Below are 18,392 nucleotides of genomic sequence, written 5' to 3'. Positions count from 1 at the left end.
GGGACATATGTATGCACCCGTTTACAATCTTAAATCAATAAACTATCGAGGTTATTAATATGGTTACATCTTATCAAAACTTTATTGACATCGGAAAATTTAAAAATGTTGTTGCGGTTCACACACAGAAGAGTGTTGTCGAATTTGATAATAATGCTTCTGGTTGGCAACAATTGTTTAAAAAGTTTTCAGATATCTTACCTAATTCTTTAGTAACTTTAGAAAATACAGGGAATTGGTTTATCGCATTTTCTTATTGACAAGAATATCGCTGAGCTAATACCCAAAAGCTTTATCTTGTCTCACGGAACTTTAGCAAAGTCTAGATGCAATGGCTCTTGCTCAGTATGCGTCATAGAACTCTTTCTCTATTTGTACCTACCTCTAAAGAACAATCGACTTTGTTTGTCAACGTCGTTACACAAATGAGGGCTCAAGAAAAATGTAGACTGGAAGCACCGGAAAATGACCATGTAAGGGAAAGTTGTCAAAAAACTATAGAATTCTTTAATAGTCAAATAGATGAACTCAATAATACTATACAAAAAATCATTGATAAAAATCTAGAGTTACAGAAGCGCCAAAAAATTCTGAGAACAGTGCCAGGCAAAGTTATCTCAAGATTTTGTGTGTCTGATGCCAGAGCTTGGCTACTTAAACAGAAAAGAAGTAGCAAGTCTTGCTGGCGCATCCAAAAGAAAGTGGAAAAGCTATTGGTTATCGAAGAATAACAGGCGGTAGAAGCAATGTTCGTACTAACGGCTGCAATGGCTGCTGCAAAGTCCAAATCTGTTGTTTGATATAAAATTTTTCTATGATAAATTAGGGTGTTTATTGTCAAAAATGCATTTTCTAATTGAATAAAAATACAAAATTATAAACAAGAGTTGTAATAAAACTAAATTCAAAAAATTTAAAAAAAACATAGTTGATATGACGGTTAATTATTCTGCGCGGGATGACAAGAAAGGAGCAGCAGGATGACGCCTCACCATGTTATTTGAGTAGCGGACACTGGAATGGCTTTGTTGCATCGCTAGCTATGATGGATTAAAGATAAAAAAGATGGAGAATATCAGTAGCTTATTATTCTGGTGTTTATAACAAGAACGGTCAGTGAATACCTAAATTTTAACAATCTCAATTATCACATACCATAATAAAAAAGTCCACACCATATGTTTAGGTTGTAAAATCCCAAAAAGCAACCAGAATAGAATAAGCAAACATTTACGAATTGAATTTAGTGCAAACAAGGGTGTTGATATCAACCATACTCTGCAGAATCGCAATATGGTATGACTACATGCTCTTTATTGATTTGATTAACATAATCAGCAGAGAGTTTTGTTTTGCAAAAGATGTCTACAGTAACATACTGCAATTATTTGGAATTGTAGGGCTAGGCGCAATTGTAAGGCCACTTGGTGCATTCATATTTGGTCACATTGGTGACAGGTATGGAAGAAGGATAGCATTAATAATTACTATCTTGCTAATATCGATACCATCAAGTCTTATTGCATTTATTCCAAGTCACAATCAAGTAGGTATCATTTCTACTATATTGCTTCTTGCAATCCATATAACACAAGGAATTGCACTTGGTGGTGAACAAGGAAGTTCTGTTTATCTTATAGAGCATTTATCCAGTAGGAAAGAGAACTTAGGGATGTATTTTGGAATAATGGGTTTTGGCCGCTCCATTGGTGTCTTGCTTTCTGCGGTGATAGTAATTATCTGCAAAAAAACTACTGATTTTTGTACCTGGGGTTGGAGATTGCCATTTATTTTCTCAGCTATTTTAGGATTAATTAGCGCGTATAGCATATACACATTGGGAGAAACTCCAGCATATGAAAAAAATCGAAAACAAAGAAATTTACCTGATTTGCCAATAATAGAGCTTATAAAGCGCCACAAGAGAGCTCTTATACTTGCTATTTTAATATCTGTACCTGTTAATGTTGCTGTCGGATTTACCATATTTCTTCGAACACTCGCAAAGGAAATAGCATCAGTGGATGTGTATGTAACGACATATATCAACGAAATTGTGCTCATTATAACCAGTGTATTAATGCCGATATCTTCAATAGCGTTTGGAATGTTGGCTGATAAAGTTGGAAAAGAGCGCACTGCAATCTTATTTATAGCAATTACAATGGCACTATGTTGTCCTGCGTTATCTATTGCATATTACTACAAAAATTACCTTATAATTATGCTTAGTGTAATGGCTCTTTCTATAATAGAAAGAGGTATAGTTCCCATAGGAATAGTTGCTGCTGAACTTTTTCCTACCAATGTTAGATTTAGTGGAGTGAGTTTATCACGTAACATCTCTTTTGCTTTGAATGGGGGATTTACTCCTATGATATGCACTTGGTTTACTATAACATTCCCTCAAATAAACTTTGCTGCTGGACTTTATATAGTCTTCTGCTTATTGGTCAGCCTGATAGCAATATTGCAAATAAAGCCACAAGATAAAAAATGTGATTGGTCTTAGTTTTCTCTTAAATTTATACCGTAGCCTAAATTAGGTTCTCAGTTTCTCAAAAAAATCCTTTAACAAAAAAGAGCATTCTGTTTCCAACATCCCACCATAAACTTCAGGTATATGGCTGCAAAATTGAAATATCTTAGCACCATTTTCAATTCCTCCACCTTTTGGATTATAAGCCCCAAAGTACAATCGTTTAATTCTGGCAAAGGAAATAGCCTGGGCGCACATCGGACATGGTTCTAATGTTACGTACATCTCAGCATCACAAAGCGTGGAAGTTGAAAATGCTTGTCTGATCGCTAACATCTCTGCATGTGCAGTTGGATCGCTGGATATATTGTGTGCAGAAGAAACAACATTGCTTCTACTAACTATTACAGCACCTATGGGAACCTCATCATCTTTCTGAGCAAGTTTGGCTTGCTCTATGGCAAGCTCCATATATTGATACTTGAACACTTTCCTTTGCTAATCTTCTTCTTTTAAATTTTATTAACTGCTGCTTCAACAAATGATACAAAAAGAGGATGAGGAGAAAACGGCTTTGATTGAAACTCTGGATGAAACTGCACACCAATAAACCACGGATGACTCTCTAACTCCACTGCCTCTATACATGTTCCATCTTCTGATATGCCACTGCATAGCAGCCCATTTTTTTCTAAATCATCTTTATAATCTGAATTGATTATGTATCTATGCCTGTGTCTTTCTGAAATAGTAGTGTTACTATATGCATCCATCATTTTAGAGTTTGCATTTATATTACATTTGTATGCCCCAAGTCTCATGGTTCCACCAAGATCGTCATCTTGATCGCCAGCTAACTTAACGATTGGATGTTTACAGTTATGAAATTCTTCAGAGTGTGCATCTTCAAGCTTAATAACGTTACGAGCAAACTCAATAATTGCAAGCTGCATACCAAGGCAAATTCCGAAAAATGGGATATTATTTGTACGGGCATAATTTATTGCTAATATTTTACCCTCTACTCCGTCATCACCAAACCCCCCTGGAACAAGGATTGCATGAGAATTCTGTAATTTTTCTTCTATAAGCTTCTCATTTATAGGTTTTTCTTCCTTCTCTCTTGAGTTAACCCAATTTATCCTTACTTTGACTTTATTACTAATCGCACCATGATTTAATGCTTCAACCAGTGATTTATACGCATCAGGGCATTCGGTGTATTTTCCCACTATAGACACAGTAACTTCCTGTGTTGGGTGCCTTATGGAATGCACTATTTGATCCCATTCAATCAAGCTTGGTTTTGGCTTACTTAAATGAAAGTGCTCCAAAATTTGCGTATCAAGCCCACATTGGCTATACAACACCGGTAACTCATATATATGACTCACATCAGGAGCAGGTATCACATTGGATAAAGAAACATTGCAAAGCTTAGCTATTTTCTCTCTTTGATTATCGAAAATTTCTTTCTCACTGCGGCATAATATAATATCTGGTTGTAACCCCGCGGAATTTAACTCTCGAACTGAATGCTGTGTTGGTTTTGTCTTTAATTCTTGCGCTGCGGTAAGATATGGTATTAAAGTTAAGTGAATAAGGATAACTCTTTGTTTTCCTAATGTGTAGTTAACTTGGCGTATAGCCTCCAAAAATGGTTGGCTTTCAATGTCACCTACAGTTCCGCCTATTTCACATATTACAAAATCTAAACCTTCCGTACCATTAAAAATGAACGATTTGATTAAATCTGTCACATGAGGAATGACTTGCACAGTTTTGCCCAGATAATCACCACGCCTCTCTTTCTTCAACAACTCATGATATATCTTACCAGTTGTTATATTGTCATCTTTTGTTGCTTTAATTCCAGTAAAACGCTCATAATGCCCAAGATCCAAATCAGTTTCAGCACCATCCTCGGTAACAAATACCTCTCCGTGCTGAGTTGGGTTCATTGTCCCAGGATCAATGTTGAGATACGGGTCAAGTTTTCTGATACGGATCTTAAAACCGTAAGCTTGAAGAAGCGCACCAACGCTTGAAGCAACTAAGCCTTTACCAAGCGATGACACAACTCCACCTGTGACAAAGATAAATTTAGCTTCCTTCATTAATTTTCAAATGGAACAGAAGTAGGTTCACTTTCTTGCTTTTTTTCTAATATAATTTTCTCTGCAATCGATTTTTTATGTACGTCTTTTGAACATAATCCTGACAATAGCAATGTGTTTATAATAAACAATCCAGCAACAATAGCCGTTATTCTGCTGAGCGGGTTTTCAGAAGATTTCACCGGAATCATCGAATTGACCCCCTGTTGTGCATTACTAAAACCACTTAACGAACTACTCCCAGGTGGCTGCAAGAGCACTAAAATTACTAACACAACAACCAATATTATTTGAAATATACTTAATACCGCTACTGACATTATAGATAGGGCTGAAAATAAAAATCTTAGCAGTACAAAGCACGTAAGTCAAGAACATCTGTCACCCAAGTAGCTTGAAATCTAAGTATGTATTTACTGCTTATCTTATTTTGATTAACATATGCATAAGACTTTGGGCTTAATATGTATCACATTTTAAAATACAAAGATTATGAACCAAAAATAGACGAAAGTGCTTTCATCGCAGGTGGTTCGCATATCATAGGCAAGGTTGAAATAGGAAGAGATGCAAGCATCTGGTTTAATTGTGTGGTCAGAGGGGACGTTGGATCAATAAAAATAGGTGATGGAACAAATATTCAAGATGGAACGGTAATTCATGTGGATAGAAACCCAGGTGGTGACACAATTATTGGCAGTATGGTAACAGTGGGACATTTTTGTATGTTGCACGCATGCACGGTGCATGATAAAGCGTTTATTGGTATGGGCTCTACCGTGATGGACCATGCAGTTGTGGAGTCTGAAGCTATGGTAGCTGCTGGCTCACTGGTAACACACGGAAAAGTGATAAAAAGTGGTGAAATATGGGCTGGTAGGCCAGCAAAATTCTTCAAAAAAATGTCAAATGAAGAAATTAAACATATTGCACAATCGGCACAAAACTATATTATGCTAATGAAAGAATATAAAAATTAAAGTTCGCGTGAGGCTAATTTATACTACCAATCCTATTGAGGGACTGCATAGACAGATTAGAAAATTCACTAAAACTAAGGGCTCATTTACTAGCTTGTATAAACAGGTATATTGTGCTATAAAAAAGGCAGAGCAAAATTGGACTATCCTAATTGGGCTTTAACTATATCTCAACTTGATATTTTCTTTCCTGGTAGATTGAAAATTGAGTTGAGTTAAAAATGCGGTTTGACACACTTTTTTGAACATTTCCTTATTGCCTGTTTTTACAATTTTGAATTGATTCCTTAGGTTATGCAAGAGGTCTATTGAGCAAATCCAATAATATCCTTGATTTCTTTTATATTATGGGTTGCAATTTCTGCTGCTTTCTTTGTACCTTTTTTTAATATTTCATGTAAATGGAATTGGTCTTTTAAAAGATCATTCATCCCCTCACGTATGGGTGATATAACACTGATAATTAAATCAGCTAACTCTTTTTTGAAGTGCTTCATGTCATGTTTGTTCACTTCTTCACATACTTTTTCCACATTTACATTACCAAGCACTGAATAAATGTTTATCAAATTGCTTATTTCTGGTCGGCACTCTAAAGTAGCAAAGCCTAGAATTGAATCTGTTTTTGCTTTTTCTATTTTTTTGACAATTAAGTCATCCGTATCATCAAGGTTAATGCACGAATGTTCTGAAGGGTCAGATTTACTCATCTTGCTTGTACCATCTCTTAAGCTCATTATCCTTGATGTGCAATCCAAAGTTAGGATTTCAGGTACGATGAAATGATCCAGCTTATAATGATTGTTAAAAGCTGATGCAATATCACGTGCAAGCTCCAAATGCTGTTTTTGATCATCACCAACAGGAACGTATTTAGTTTGATACAACAATATATCTGCAGCCATAAGTACTGGATAACTATATAATCCAAGAGAGGCTTTTTGTTTATTGCCGCCAGCTTTATCTTTAAATTGAGTCATGCGATTAAGCCAACCAATTGGTGTATAGCACCCAAGCAGCCAGCCCAGTTCGGCATGACCACTAACCGTGGACTGATTAAAAATAATGGACTTCTCTGGATCTATTCCACATGCAATATAAGCTGCTGCTGTTTTGAAAATATTATTTTTTAATTCATTTGCGGGAAGCTTATTTGCTGTGATTGCATGTAGGTCAACAATACAAAAAAGAGATTTGTATTTATCCTGTAAGTCTATCCACTGTTTGATTGCACCAAGATAATTACCTAAATGTAGTACGCCACTTGGCTGGATACCTGAAAAGACAATACTTGTCATTATACATTTACCTCATGTGTTCTGCTAATCGTTTCCACAATCAGCAGATTTCTTAGAAAGAATAACCATTGCAGGACGGAGCAACCTATTTTTGATAGTATAACCAGTTTGTAATACTTCTATAATAGTGCCAGGCTCTTTTTCATCGTCCTCTCTTTCCACAACAGCTTGGTGTAAATTGCTATCAAAAAGCTCACCAAGTGGGTCTACTTCTTCTATTTCATGTTTTTTTAGATCATTTATAATTTTTTGATAAGCTACTTTGATTCCTTCATGAACAGGATCACCGTCTTTCAAAATTTCCATTACTTTTTTTAAATTGTCGCACGAGTCGATCATATCACGTGCAAATTTTGTGACTGCGTAGTCACTTGCATCGCTAATTTGCTTTTGCATTATACGTTTGACGTTTTCATTATCTGCAACAGCACGGCGTAAATGATCTTCAAGCTGAGCTGCACGTTCTTTTAATGTATTGAGATCTTCATTTAAATCATCAGTTTGCTTATGGTTATCACTTTGTTGGTCGTCACCTTTCTGCCTACTTACCATATCAGCAAACTTCTTCTTTTTCTCCTTACTGCTATCTGACATATCATTACCCTTAAGAATCTAATAAATATATAACAATTAATCTGAAAATATCAAGCGCCAGCTACATTTGTCTTTCTATGCTCGCATTTAAAAAGTCAATTAAAGTAGTTTTATAAAAAGAATCAGAAAAAGTACTAATATCATTTTGTGCCATATTAATGTAGTGTCTAGCTTTTTCCATAGAAAGCTGAATGGCATTATGGTGATTAATATAGTGTAATGCTTGGTCAAAATTGTGTCTAGCTGAAGAAAAGCATTTTTCCCAGAATTTTTGCTCTGCTGGACTGCCCTTTTCGTATGCTATAATAGCAGGTAAGGTGACTTTACCTTCGAAAAAGTCTTTTCCGACTTGCTTTCCAGAAGTGCCTTGATTAGCAGTATAATCGAGCATATCATCAACTATTTGAAACGCCATACCAAAATTAAAACCAAAATTCTTTAGCCTCTCTGTTTCGTCATTTGTTGCACCAGATACTGTAGATGCAGCTTCACAGCATGCAGAAAATAAAGATGCTGTCTTTTCTCCAATGATATCAAAATAATTTTCCCTGACTGTGTGGGGGTCAAAACGTGTTGTCATCTGCTTTATTTCACCCTTCACAAGTAAATGCGATGCTTTAGATAAAATAGAGAGAATATTTAAATTTCCACACTCTATAAGCCATCTAAATGCTAGAGTCAACAATAGATCACCAACTAAAATGCTTGATTTATTTCCCCAAATCTTATTCGCTGTTTTAACTCCATGGCGTGCCTCACTTTCATCGAGCACATCATCATGAAGTAAAGTAGCATTGTGTATAAACTCTACCGATGCAGCAACGTTGATCCTATCCTCCCCAGAATAGTTTAGCATTTTACATATAATAAAAACTAGTTTAGGCCTTATTTTTTTTCCACCTGAACTAACAAGATGAGATATAATATCAGTAGCAAGCTTAGCACCTTCATCATTGACATTTTTGAAGATAAAGTCCTTCATAGCTGATAAATCAGAAGATACGACATCGTCTAATTTACCATTATTTGTTAAATCAGTATTTAGCATTTTAAAGAGACTTATGCTTCTTGTCCCTGTGCTTTCTCGTTCTCTACTTTCTTCTTTTCTGTTTTCTTTGGTTCTGTTTCTAAAGTTACTATGCCTTTTTTAATGAACCATAGTACTCTTTCAGTTGCTTGCGCGCCTACGCTTAGCCAATGTTTTAATCTATCAGCCTTCACCACAACACGATTTTTATTGTCTTTTGGTAACATTGGATCATATTGTCCTATTTTCTCAATAAAACGCCCATCTCTTGGTGCTCGTGAATCAGCTACAACTATCCTATAAAAAGGGCGTTTCTTTGCGCCAAACCTTGCCAACCTTATTTTAACTGCCATGTTAACCTTTATTCATATATTAGTCACAATTTTATACAATGAGCCGTTTTAAGTCAAATGAATTATACAACTTTTGCACCTTATAATATAATTACCAATAATGTAGGGCAGTGCCGGGCGCACAGCTATACGAACATTCATTTTTGAAGGTAAATTGCACAGCAAATGGTGTCATTCCAGTGCTTGACACTGGAATCCAGCCTTTTTTTAATCATTAAAACGTTGTATTTTAACATAAAACGGCTACTTTTATGCTTACCAACTTAATAAAATTCCTGGATCCCAGTGTCTGGGCACTGGGATGACATCCTTTCTAGTGAAGATTGCTCTCAAATCGCAATGTTCGTACAGTTGTGTGTCTGGGCACTGGATGCGTTTGAAGCAACTTATAAGATTTTTGATTATATATCATCAAGTATAGCGTGATTAACTTCGACTTTATACTTTGATTCCAGATAGCTAATTAATTGCTCTTTTAGCGATATCATCACACGTTTTCCGGTGTCAAGCGTGTTTAATTTACCATTTGATGAATGCATTTCTTTTAGAACACCTATTATAATTTCATTATTGTATTGAATAGGGTCTGTCACTGAACCAGTTGTTTTCATATTGAAAATCTCTTCTACAAAAGAAAAGGGGTAGTTTTGTTGATCCACTTCATTGCGGTGCATCTGCTGACCTTTAACTAATTCCACACCTTGAATTTCTTCCAAATCTGTTTTTTCTCTTAGTTGAACTGCAACCTCTTGCCCAATTTTAAACATTCTTTCTTTTATAAACTCACTACACCAAAGCTCTACCGCTAATGCCCTGCCTTCTTCAAAACTTTGCAATTTGGGTGGAACGATATCAATGATTTTTACACTAACAACAGCGTCCCCAACGCCCTTGAAATAACCTTTCTGATCCTTTTCTCGCGAAAAAATGAAAGAAATCAAATCACTAGAATCTCCTACGTTATTACCGCTTTGATCTTTTCCACTCGCATCTACTGGACCAATAGTTTGTATAGGTAAATTATATTCACTCAATATTTCTTCAATTGCTGAACCATTGTATATCTTATAGTTCACTTGGTTTATGAAATCATTGACTCTTTCAAAAGACTTTTGGTTAGTTAGAACTGACTTTATGTCTTTTTTTAAATCAACTAAGTCTTCATCAGAGATTTGATGCGCACTTTCCACTTTTATTATATGCCAACCAAAACTGCTTGCTAAAACTTCACTTACTTCACCTACTTTGAGAGCAAATACCTTTTCCCTCACGTCTTCTGGTAAAAAATCCTTGGTTATATTATTTACTCTAGTTTCCTCAAGTTTTGCTTTGCCAAACTCTCCTACTATCTGTTCAAAGCTTGTTTTACCCTCCTCAAATGCTCTTCTTGCTGTTTCAGCTTCTTCTTTGGTAGAAAATATTACATTGAATATATCTCTTTGATCTTTTAGTTCCTGTTGTTCTATTATACCATCAACTTCTTCATCTGAGATCTTGATTTGATCTTCAAAATACTTTTGGCCTAGGGAAATATATTGCGCAGTTCGATACTCAGGATAATAAAAATGGGATTTATTTCTTTCGTACAAATCAAGTAAGGCTTGATCATCTGGTTCAGGAATGTTTGTAACTGCATCTTCAGTTATTTTAACAATATCAACTACTCTAGTTTGGTAGCGACTTTTGTATATCTGCTCATCAACTCTCTCGCCAAAAGTTACCGGATAATTATCTTTAAATAACGAAGTCATGAACATCATTGCAGGCAGAACTTTTTCTAGCTTTGCTATATACTCTTTCTCTGTCATATGCAGGTCATTTAGCGTTTCATGGAATTTATTTTTGTCAAATTCGCCTTTATCATTTTGAAAGTATTTGGTATTTTTAATATGGTTTTTTATAGACTCTTCTCCAACTGTCAACCCCAGCTCACTAATTAGGTTAAACAATAGTTTTTGCTCTATAAGTGCGTTAAGCAAATCATATTTCAGCTTTTTTACTTGTTCTCTACTCGCATCAGATCCAGAAATTTGCTTTTCATAATTTTGATATAGTGATTTATACTCATCTGACGTTATAACTTCTTTTCCAACCCTAGCTACCTCTTCTTTTTCATCATCACCTGATAAAAGGTTGCCAATTCCCATGAAGACTAATAAGCAAGCTAAAAGGACAACGGTTACTTTAGTGAAAAAATTTTTAACATTCATTTTAAACTCAGTTAATTAATGGTTAATTATAGAATAGTGATAATTTAATTCTTGTAAACCTGTTGCTTTATTAGCTAATATATATGATATTACAATATATTAACTTAAAATTTAACTCTTTTCTTAAATAGAAACATATGTTTGACTGAGTTATACTATACCTTAAGAAGGGAAAATATTTTTTTGAATCGTTTGAAATATGCTTAAAGGTAAGCGCATTTAATTAACTTAAGAGGTGGGAAGTGACAAACAAAAAGTCATTGAATGACAAAATTAATGCTTTTTTAGTTTTAATAGCTTATATTTTAGCTCTGTATAACAGTAAGGGATACTTTAAATGGGAGATGCTTTTTTGATGTCAATGGAATCTTCTAAGGGCAATAACGATAGAAATAAACAGTTTCTAATGCAAATAGCTGCTTGGTTAGTAGACAACACTGGTTTAACTTTTAATCAAATAGCACAATGCTGTAGGTTGGCCCTTGAAGAAGTACAAGACATAGCTGATGAGGAAATAGAAGTTGAAAAATATAACCCTATTATTTCTGGGGTAATTACTGAAAAAGAAATCGATGATTGCAAAAAAAATCCAAACCGTGTACCAAATTTGATTATAAAAAATATAAAAAAAAGGAGTAAAGCAATTAGTAGCATTCTTGGCTTTGCCTCTGCGGCAAGGCGTAGAGATAAACCTGATGCGATTTATTATTTAGTAAAAAAATTTCCTATCTTGGACAATAACGTTATAGCTAAATTAATTAGTACAACAAATTACACAGTTGAGCAGGTAAGAGATGGATCTCATCATAACATGCAAAATATAAAACCCCAAGATCCTGTACTGCTTGGCTTATGTAGTCAAGAAAATTTAGAAGCAGAAGTGGAAAAAGCAAAAGTAGAAAAAGAGAAGCAAGAAAGGTTAAAAAATATAAAGAATAGCTATTGAAAATCCTCAAATTTTTGTGCTTTGTTAACATTAAATTAAATTAACTTGACATGCTAATGTTTATTAGTATAATGTAAGTAAAGTATGGGGTTTAATGATAATTAAGCTTAATACGCACTAAAACTAGCTCAGCCTAATTTATTATCTTATAGTCACATTTTAGGTTAGTAAGCATCAATTAAAATTTTTGGAGGATTATGACAACAATCAATGAAGATGTTTTGGCAAAAGGAAAGGTTACAGCTCAACCTGAAAAAAGTGAGCAAATTCACAATAACGATACAGTAAAACAGATGGTCAATGAAGGTACTGAGAAAAACAGAAAAACATTAGATCTGAGCGAACTAAAAGAGAAAACAGCAGAAGAATTGTTAGAGTTAGCTGAAGAAAGAAAAATTTCAACTAACGGTAAAAGCAATGGTAGAATGCTAAAGCAGGAAATAATATTCAGCTTAATGAAGAAAATGAGCGAAGAAGGAGGCATAACCACAGGGAGTGGAATAGTGGAAATATTGCCTGATGGTTTCGGTTTCTTACGTTCAGCAAGTGCAAATTATGCTCCAAGTACCGATGATGTTTATATTTCTAACGGGCAAATAAAGAAGTTTAATTTACGTACAGGAGATATGGCATGTGGAGAAATAAGGCCACCTGGTGATAAAGAAAGATATTTTACTTTAACTAAGGTTCAAAGTATAAACTCTACTGAAGTCAGTGAATTAAGAAAGTACGTCCACTTTGATAATTTGCTTCCTCTTTATCCTGAGGAAAGCATAGTACTTGAGTGTAATAATGGTGATGATAAAAAAGGCTTAAGCATGCGTGCTATAGATATAGTAGCTCCTCTTGGAAAAGGGCAAAGAGCGTTAGTAGTTGCTCCACCTCGCACAGGAAAAACTGTATTGCTTCAGCAAATGGCTAACTCTATAGCTATAAATCACCCTGAAATAGAATTAATAGTGTTACTTATAGATGAAAGACCTGAAGAAGTAACAGATATGATACGTTCTGTAAAAGGTGAGGTAGTAAGTTCTACGTTTGATGAGCCTGCTTACCGTCACGTACAGCTTGCTGAAATAGTAATAGAAAAAGCTAAAAGAATGGTTGAGCATAAAAAAGATGTGGTAATTCTACTTGACAATATTACTAGACTTGCACGTGCTTATAATGCTGTTATTCCTTCGTCTGGGAAAGTTCTAACTGGTGGTGTAGATTCAAATGCACTGCAGAGACCAAAACGCTTTTTTGGAGCAGCTCGTAATATTGAGAATGGGGGTTCTTTAACTATAATCGCCACAGCTCTTATAGAGACTGGCTCAAAAATGGATGAAGTTATTTTTGAAGAGTTTAAAGGTACAGGAAATGCTGAGATTATACTTGATAGAAAACTTTCTGATAAACGTATATTTCCAGCTATTGATATTACAAAATCCGGAACAAGGAAGGAAGAGCTATTAGTTGATAAGGCTATACTAAATAAAATATGGGTGTTGCGTAGAATACTCAATCCTATGGGACCTGTTGAAGCAATGGAATTTTTACGTGACAAACTACTTTTAACAAAGAGCAATGCTGACTTTTTTAACTCCATGAATCACTAAAAGTAAGCCAGTTATGATGGATATGCTGAGCAAAAAGTAAAACGCTCTTATAGCTAAAATAATTGTATCCGTTCAGGCAATGGCGAACTTAGGGAGCGTTAAATAAACTATACGCGTCAAGTTAAGAAGCAAAGGTAAGAAAATTCAATGAACTTAAGGTGGATACTCTAGTCTTTCTATATCTGTCTTTCACAGAAAATTGTGACCAGTTTGTGGTAAGTTTTTTCAGGAAAATTCTCAAATTATTAATTTTGCTGCTTAACGCTAAAAACAAGTAACCGTTCACGGATTGTGAAAATGAATAAAGAACTAAGCAGTCGTAACTTTTGGAAGGGATTTTGGCCATTGAGACGCGATGTCAAAAATATCGACAACATTCTTCCACGAACCTTTTCCCACGTTCCAACCAGGTAAAAAAGCTGTTTTTACGATAGCCGTCTAATTTGCCGTTCTGCAAGGTCGTTGATTGACTTCAGGCTTTCGTAAAAACTTCCACACCATATCCTCGGCCTTAACATCTTAATGGCCATTCTCAAACCATTTACAAGCCTCGTCATTTCATGAAAAAACCCTTCTTTCGCATTAGTTGTGTAGCATCTTTAATATTAACAAGGCCTATAATAGTGCAGCACTGCCTTACGTATTGCCAATCCAAATTCTACTTGCTGTAAAATAACACAATCTGCTACATCACTGCTAATCTCAATCCCTCTATTTATTGGCCCTGGGTGCATAACAATCGCATCTGGTTTTACGTATGATAGCTTTTGTGAATCAAGTCCATACAAATGAAAATATTCTTTCTCTGAAGGAACAAAACAACTATTATTCATGCGTTCTTTCTGTAGCCTCAAAAGTATAATTACGTCAGCATCCTTTATACCTTCAATTAATGAATAATGGACTGAATCTACTTCAGGAAAATGCTTACAAATCAAAGTTGGTGGTGCGACCAAGCTTATCTCTGCTCCAAACATTTTTAGCAACCTTATATTTGACCTTGCAACTCTGCTGTGCAGAATATCTCCACATATCACAACTTTGAGATTCTTTGTTTGCTTTTTATAATTGCTGATTACAAGATAGTCTGCAAGAGCTTGAGTTGGATGTTCACTGCTTCCATCGCCTGCGTTGATTAGCGAGCAGCTAACATTCTTAGCCAGCATATTAACAATACCGCTATTTTTTTGCCTGATTATTATATAGTCAGGATTCATTGCATTTAATGTTTTGATCATATCTTTTAGATCTTCTCCCTTGTTAATAGAAGAAGATCTTATTGGCAAAGTTACAACATTCGCTCCAAGGCTTTTTGCTGCTATTTCAAAAGACGCAAGTGTACGCGTTGAATCTTCAAAGAATAAATTTATTACTGTCTTATTTTCCAAGATATGACTATTTGCAGCTTCTTTTTTAAGGTACTGGTTGGCCAACTTAGTTATATTTTCTACATCATCGACTGTAAGGTCTGAGATGTTTAACAAATTCCTTCTCTTGTTCATAGTTTCCTTTTCAACTACTTGAACCTATTCTACTTCCTTATTACCTTTTTTCAATAGACCTCTTATGCAGCAATTGTTTTGGTGAAAGAACAGAAAAAGATAGTAAAGTCAAAATTAAGTTAGAAGGAAGAAAAAGTTCAGCGAGTCAAGAGTAAGGTATATTAGCATAAATCTTTCATCCCAGTGTTTAGTGGCACTGGGGATTACTTCCACTTACACTCATCCGCTATCATAACAGCCTCGAAGAGGTGCTTTTCAAGTTCACTTAGAGGCAAATCACTTTGTAAATAATTCCCCCAAGACTTTAGTATATCGGAAATTTCAACGCCTTCAATAATAGGGTATTCTTGGTTTTTTTTAGCGTATAACTCTTGAGCCTGCTTGCTTACTAAAAATTCCAATAAGACTATAGCATTTTCCCTGTTTTTTGCGTTTTTTGTTACTGCTGCACCACTGATGTTTACCATTACACCATGATTGTTGCGATTAGGAAAAAAAGCCCCTAGCTTGTCTGCAACATTCTTTTTATTTTCTGATGAAAGAATTCTCGCAAAGTAGTAGCTGTTTACTATTGCAACATCTCCCTCACCAGCTGCTACGGCGTAAATTTGGTCAGTATCACCACCACTTGGTTTTCTTGCCATATTGCTCACAATTCTGCTTACCCATTCTTTCGTCTTTTCAAAACCATTATTTGCAATCATAAAAGCAATCAATGACCGGTTATATGGACTTGTAGAAGAACGCACTAATATTTTTCCTTTCCATTTTTCATTTGCTAAATCTTCATAAGTACTTAAGTCCTTAGGATCTACTGACTCTTTATTGTAAACCAATATCCTAGCTCTTTTTGTAAGACCAAACCAATAATCTTCACTGTCTCTAAATTTTGCAGGTATAACACTTTTTAAAACCTCTGAATCCACTTGAGATAAAAGCCCTCTTTTTTTTGCTAGAATTAAGTTCACTGCATCTGCAGTTAAAAATAAGTCAGCTTCACCCCCGTTTTCTATTCGTGAAAGTAGCTGAGAATAATCATCAATGATGTAACGTACTTTAATGCCTGTATTTTTCGTGAATTCATCAAATAAAGTACGTACTAATTCTTCTTTGCGCGATGAATAAACATTTACCATTTGTGAGTCATTAGTTCCGTCGTTTCTGTATAAATAAGTAATGACTATTAATACAACTGCTATTAAGGATGTGAATATAAAGGCTTTTTTCATATTGGATAAAAAATAACTTCTTTCAGTTAAAGATACTCAAATAGCGCAATCTTAGCAAGTGTAAAATTCGTTAGATGTAGCTAATATAATTTGGATTTACCGAAGTCAATGTATGAAATAATCGAAATTGTCATTCCAGCGCGTGACGCTAGGCCATAAAACTTACTTGACAAACTCCGCCAGCCCCTTTATCATAACAGTGAAGCTATTGTATTTGCTTTCGCCAATCTGCAGATTAAAAGGTAAGGATTACTTAATGTATCGGCGTCTTATGTTCAATTTTTTGCAGTATATAGATACCGTATGTCTTTACAAAACTTCATCTACATCTAGATTTCTATCTAAATAAGCTGAACGCGCTTATAAAGCGTTACAAGATATCAAAAAATGCCAATACTCGACAGAGATAGTAAAGGACTAGGGAGAGTAGACCGGCGGAACTTCCCCACTAGTCTCCATAAGTGTTGAAAGTAATACAAAAAGGATATAAAGAGCTATTATTGCAGAAAAATGGAGGCAATAATGGATCAAATAGAAGGCATATTAAGCTTAATTAAAGACAAGGATTTGGAAAGGCTAGGAAAATTAAGTGAGATAGATAAATGCAATACTAAGTTAGTGGGCAAAATCATATTTAAAGGCTTAATGAAGTTAATATTAATGGGTCAGAAAACAAGCTTAAGAGCATTAGCAATGGTAATAAACAGGTGTGTGATAGATAAAAATGATGACAAAAGTACAGTCACATAAAGTGGCTTGTCGAAAAGGTTAAAAGTTCTGATTATTTTAAGGGAGTATATATTGATCTGATAAACAAAGTTGAAAAATTGTTGCCCAAAAAAACGTCACATGATTTACATAGATTTGATTCAACAATCATAAATTTATCAGGGTATCTTATAAAAGATGGACTAAAGTTAGGTAACCAAAGTAATAAGTCAAAGTAAGTCTGGGATTAAAAGGACAATTGCCAACAAGTATAAGGTTTTGTAAAGGGCAAGAAGAAGGTAGTGAAGACATAGCACTGGTAAGGGCAATCAACGAAGCAAAAGTTAAAAAAGAGGATATTTTGCTATTTGATAGGGGAATCAGAAAGGTTGGAACTTTTGCTGAGTTTGATGAGAAGGAATACAAATTTATAACAAGAGTTGAAACAAGCAGAAAGCATGATGTTGTAAGTAGGAGTAAAGTTATTCAAGGACAACAGCAAGATGGATCAGAAATTTTAGAAGATATAATAGTTAATCTTTATCGCGCACAGGGCAAAATTGCAGAAAAGCATAACTTACGTTTGATAAAAATCAAAAACAAGGCAGGAAATGAAATAAGGTTTTTAACTAACTTGTTTACAATGCCTGCTTATGATGTTGCACAGGCGTATAGGCGAAGGTGGGACATAGAAGTATTCTTCAAATTTATAAAGCAAAACCTTGGATATAAACACTTTTTGAGCCATAGCATGAACGGAATGAAAGTATATATTTATATGATTATTATTACAGCCCTGCTGTTTCTCGTTTATAAAATTAAAAACAATTTACATGGATTTAAAATGGCATTATTGCAATTTACACTAGATCTTAATGATTCTTTTATACGCTCAATTGTTTTACTATCAGGAGGTAATTTACATGTTGTCGATCATCTTATATCACGCCATTTTTGATACTTTCAACACTTATGCACCAGTCTCTCGCAGAACCTTACTATTACCCACAAATAAAAACATAGTATTATATTTACTCAAATAATTTAATTTTATTAACCTGAAAGCTTATTGGATTAAAATTATTAAACTAAGAGTTATAATTTTAGCAACTAAAAGCTGTAAATTGCACCATATAAACAGTTATTTCAAGCAAAAGTTATGCCATTAAGAGCTATGCAACAAACATTTATATTTGTGGGTAATAGTAAGTCGCAGAACTGTGCATGAACCTCGCGACTCACACAGCTCCCATTATTCAGCCTTTTGTCCCAAACCTAATGTCCAGTGGTAGAAAGTGTCTGGTCCTTCTTTTCTCATTTTTCCTAGAAGTTGCCTTGCTAGTCTTCC

General features: G+C 34.8%; 15 protein-coding genes and 4 pseudogenes. 8 read left to right on the top strand and 11 right to left on the bottom strand.

Annotated elements, in window-relative coordinates; all coding sequences use genetic code 11:
* Positions 1-59: 59 nt before the first annotated feature.
* Positions 60-797 (top strand): annotated as a pseudogene (locus ABWU58_RS05750) (IS110 family transposase); the annotation flags it as partial.
* Between the two features lie 509 nt (positions 798-1,306).
* Positions 1,307-2,512, top strand: coding sequence for an MFS transporter (locus ABWU58_RS05745; RefSeq protein ID WP_353282862.1), 1,206 nt, complete (start codon positions 1,307-1,309; stop codon positions 2,510-2,512).
* A gap of 30 nt (positions 2,513-2,542) precedes the next feature.
* On the opposite strand, the gene ABWU58_RS05740 is transcribed toward ABWU58_RS05745, so the two are convergent.
* From ABWU58_RS05740 to secG, 3 genes are read right to left on the bottom strand one after another with little or no spacing between them, the layout of a single operon-like run.
* Positions 2,543-2,950 (bottom strand): nucleoside deaminase, encoded by a 408-nt coding sequence (locus ABWU58_RS05740; RefSeq protein ID WP_353282861.1) that lies wholly within the window; start codon positions 2,948-2,950, stop codon positions 2,543-2,545.
* A gap of 41 nt (positions 2,951-2,991) precedes the next feature.
* Positions 2,992-4,596: a CTP synthase gene (locus ABWU58_RS05735; protein WP_353282860.1), complete on the bottom strand. Its 1,605-nt coding sequence runs from the start codon at positions 4,594-4,596 to the stop codon at positions 2,992-2,994.
* A complete protein-coding gene (secG, locus tag ABWU58_RS05730) occupies positions 4,596-4,916 on the bottom strand; it encodes a preprotein translocase subunit SecG (RefSeq protein ID WP_182319295.1) in 321 nt (106 codons plus the stop codon). The genes ABWU58_RS05735 and secG overlap by 1 nt, the downstream gene beginning before the upstream one ends.
* Before the next feature lie 144 nt (positions 4,917-5,060).
* Between secG and ABWU58_RS05725 the strand changes: the two genes are divergently transcribed.
* Both ABWU58_RS05725 and ABWU58_RS05720 read left to right on the top strand, forming a co-directional pair.
* Positions 5,061-5,576, top strand: a complete 516-nt coding sequence (locus ABWU58_RS05725; protein WP_353282859.1) for a gamma carbonic anhydrase family protein — start codon at positions 5,061-5,063, stop codon at positions 5,574-5,576.
* A 10-nt stretch (positions 5,577-5,586) separates the two neighbouring features.
* Positions 5,587-5,795, top strand: a pseudogene (locus ABWU58_RS05720) (IS256 family transposase); the annotation flags it as partial.
* A gap of 86 nt (positions 5,796-5,881) precedes the next feature.
* Here the strand turns inward: ABWU58_RS05720 and trpS are convergent.
* From trpS to ABWU58_RS05695, 5 genes and pseudogenes are all read right to left on the bottom strand, one after another.
* Positions 5,882-6,874 carry a tryptophan--tRNA ligase gene (gene trpS, locus ABWU58_RS05715; protein WP_353282858.1) on the bottom strand — a complete coding sequence of 331 codons (993 nt, stop codon included), beginning with the start codon at positions 6,872-6,874 and terminating at the stop codon, positions 5,882-5,884.
* A 24-nt stretch (positions 6,875-6,898) separates the two neighbouring features.
* Positions 6,899-7,468 (bottom strand): nucleotide exchange factor GrpE, encoded by a 570-nt coding sequence (locus ABWU58_RS05710; RefSeq protein ID WP_353282857.1) that lies wholly within the window; start codon positions 7,466-7,468, stop codon positions 6,899-6,901.
* 61 nt (positions 7,469-7,529) lie between these two features.
* Positions 7,530-8,516, bottom strand: coding sequence for a polyprenyl synthetase family protein (locus tag ABWU58_RS05705; RefSeq protein WP_353282856.1), 987 nt, complete (start codon positions 8,514-8,516; stop codon positions 7,530-7,532).
* An 11-nt stretch (positions 8,517-8,527) separates the two neighbouring features.
* Positions 8,528-8,848: a 30S ribosomal protein S16 gene (gene rpsP / locus ABWU58_RS05700; protein WP_006279266.1), complete on the bottom strand. Its 321-nt coding sequence runs from the start codon at positions 8,846-8,848 to the stop codon at positions 8,528-8,530.
* A 401-nt stretch (positions 8,849-9,249) separates the two neighbouring features.
* A pseudogene (locus ABWU58_RS05695) lies at positions 9,250-11,061 on the bottom strand (SurA N-terminal domain-containing protein); the annotation flags it as partial.
* A gap of 334 nt (positions 11,062-11,395) precedes the next feature.
* On the opposite strand from ABWU58_RS05695, the gene ABWU58_RS05690 reads away from it, so the two are divergent.
* Positions 11,396-12,004 (top strand): cell cycle transcriptional regulator TrcR, encoded by a 609-nt coding sequence (locus ABWU58_RS05690; RefSeq protein WP_353282854.1) that lies wholly within the window; start codon positions 11,396-11,398, stop codon positions 12,002-12,004.
* Positions 12,005-12,201: 197 nt separating this feature from the next.
* Positions 12,202-13,605, top strand: coding sequence for a transcription termination factor Rho (rho, locus tag ABWU58_RS05685; protein WP_353282853.1), 1,404 nt, complete (start codon positions 12,202-12,204; stop codon positions 13,603-13,605).
* A 121-nt stretch (positions 13,606-13,726) separates the two neighbouring features.
* On the opposite strand, the pseudogene ABWU58_RS05680 reads toward rho, so the two are convergent.
* The 3 genes and pseudogenes from ABWU58_RS05680 to ABWU58_RS05670 form a co-directional block, all read right to left on the bottom strand.
* Positions 13,727-13,879, bottom strand: a pseudogene (locus tag ABWU58_RS05680) (IS4 family transposase); the annotation flags it as partial.
* Positions 13,880-14,210: 331 nt separating this feature from the next.
* A complete protein-coding gene (locus ABWU58_RS05675) occupies positions 14,211-15,107 on the bottom strand; it encodes an aspartate carbamoyltransferase catalytic subunit (RefSeq protein ID WP_353282852.1) in 897 nt (298 codons plus the stop codon).
* Positions 15,108-15,310: 203 nt separating this feature from the next.
* Entirely contained in the window at positions 15,311-16,336 is a 1,026-nt protein-coding gene (locus tag ABWU58_RS05670; RefSeq protein ID WP_353282851.1) for an extracellular solute-binding protein, read from the bottom strand.
* A gap of 522 nt (positions 16,337-16,858) precedes the next feature.
* Here ABWU58_RS05670 and ABWU58_RS05665 point away from each other — a divergent pair.
* Complete coding sequence (locus ABWU58_RS05665; protein ID WP_353282610.1) at positions 16,859-17,086, top strand: hypothetical protein; 228 nt, start codon at positions 16,859-16,861, stop codon at positions 17,084-17,086.
* 217 nt (positions 17,087-17,303) lie between these two features.
* Positions 17,304-18,002, top strand: a complete 699-nt coding sequence (locus ABWU58_RS05660; protein ID WP_353282850.1) for an IS4 family transposase — start codon at positions 17,304-17,306, stop codon at positions 18,000-18,002.
* Positions 18,003-18,392 lie beyond the last annotated feature (390 nt).

The sequence above is a fragment of the Wolbachia endosymbiont (group A) of Pogonocherus hispidulus genome (assembly GCF_964028195.1).
GTDB lineage: Bacteria > Pseudomonadota > Alphaproteobacteria > Rickettsiales > Anaplasmataceae > Wolbachia.
The sequence above is the reverse complement of the archived record's forward strand: the minus strand, read 5'-3'. Positions and strand labels throughout refer to the sequence as shown.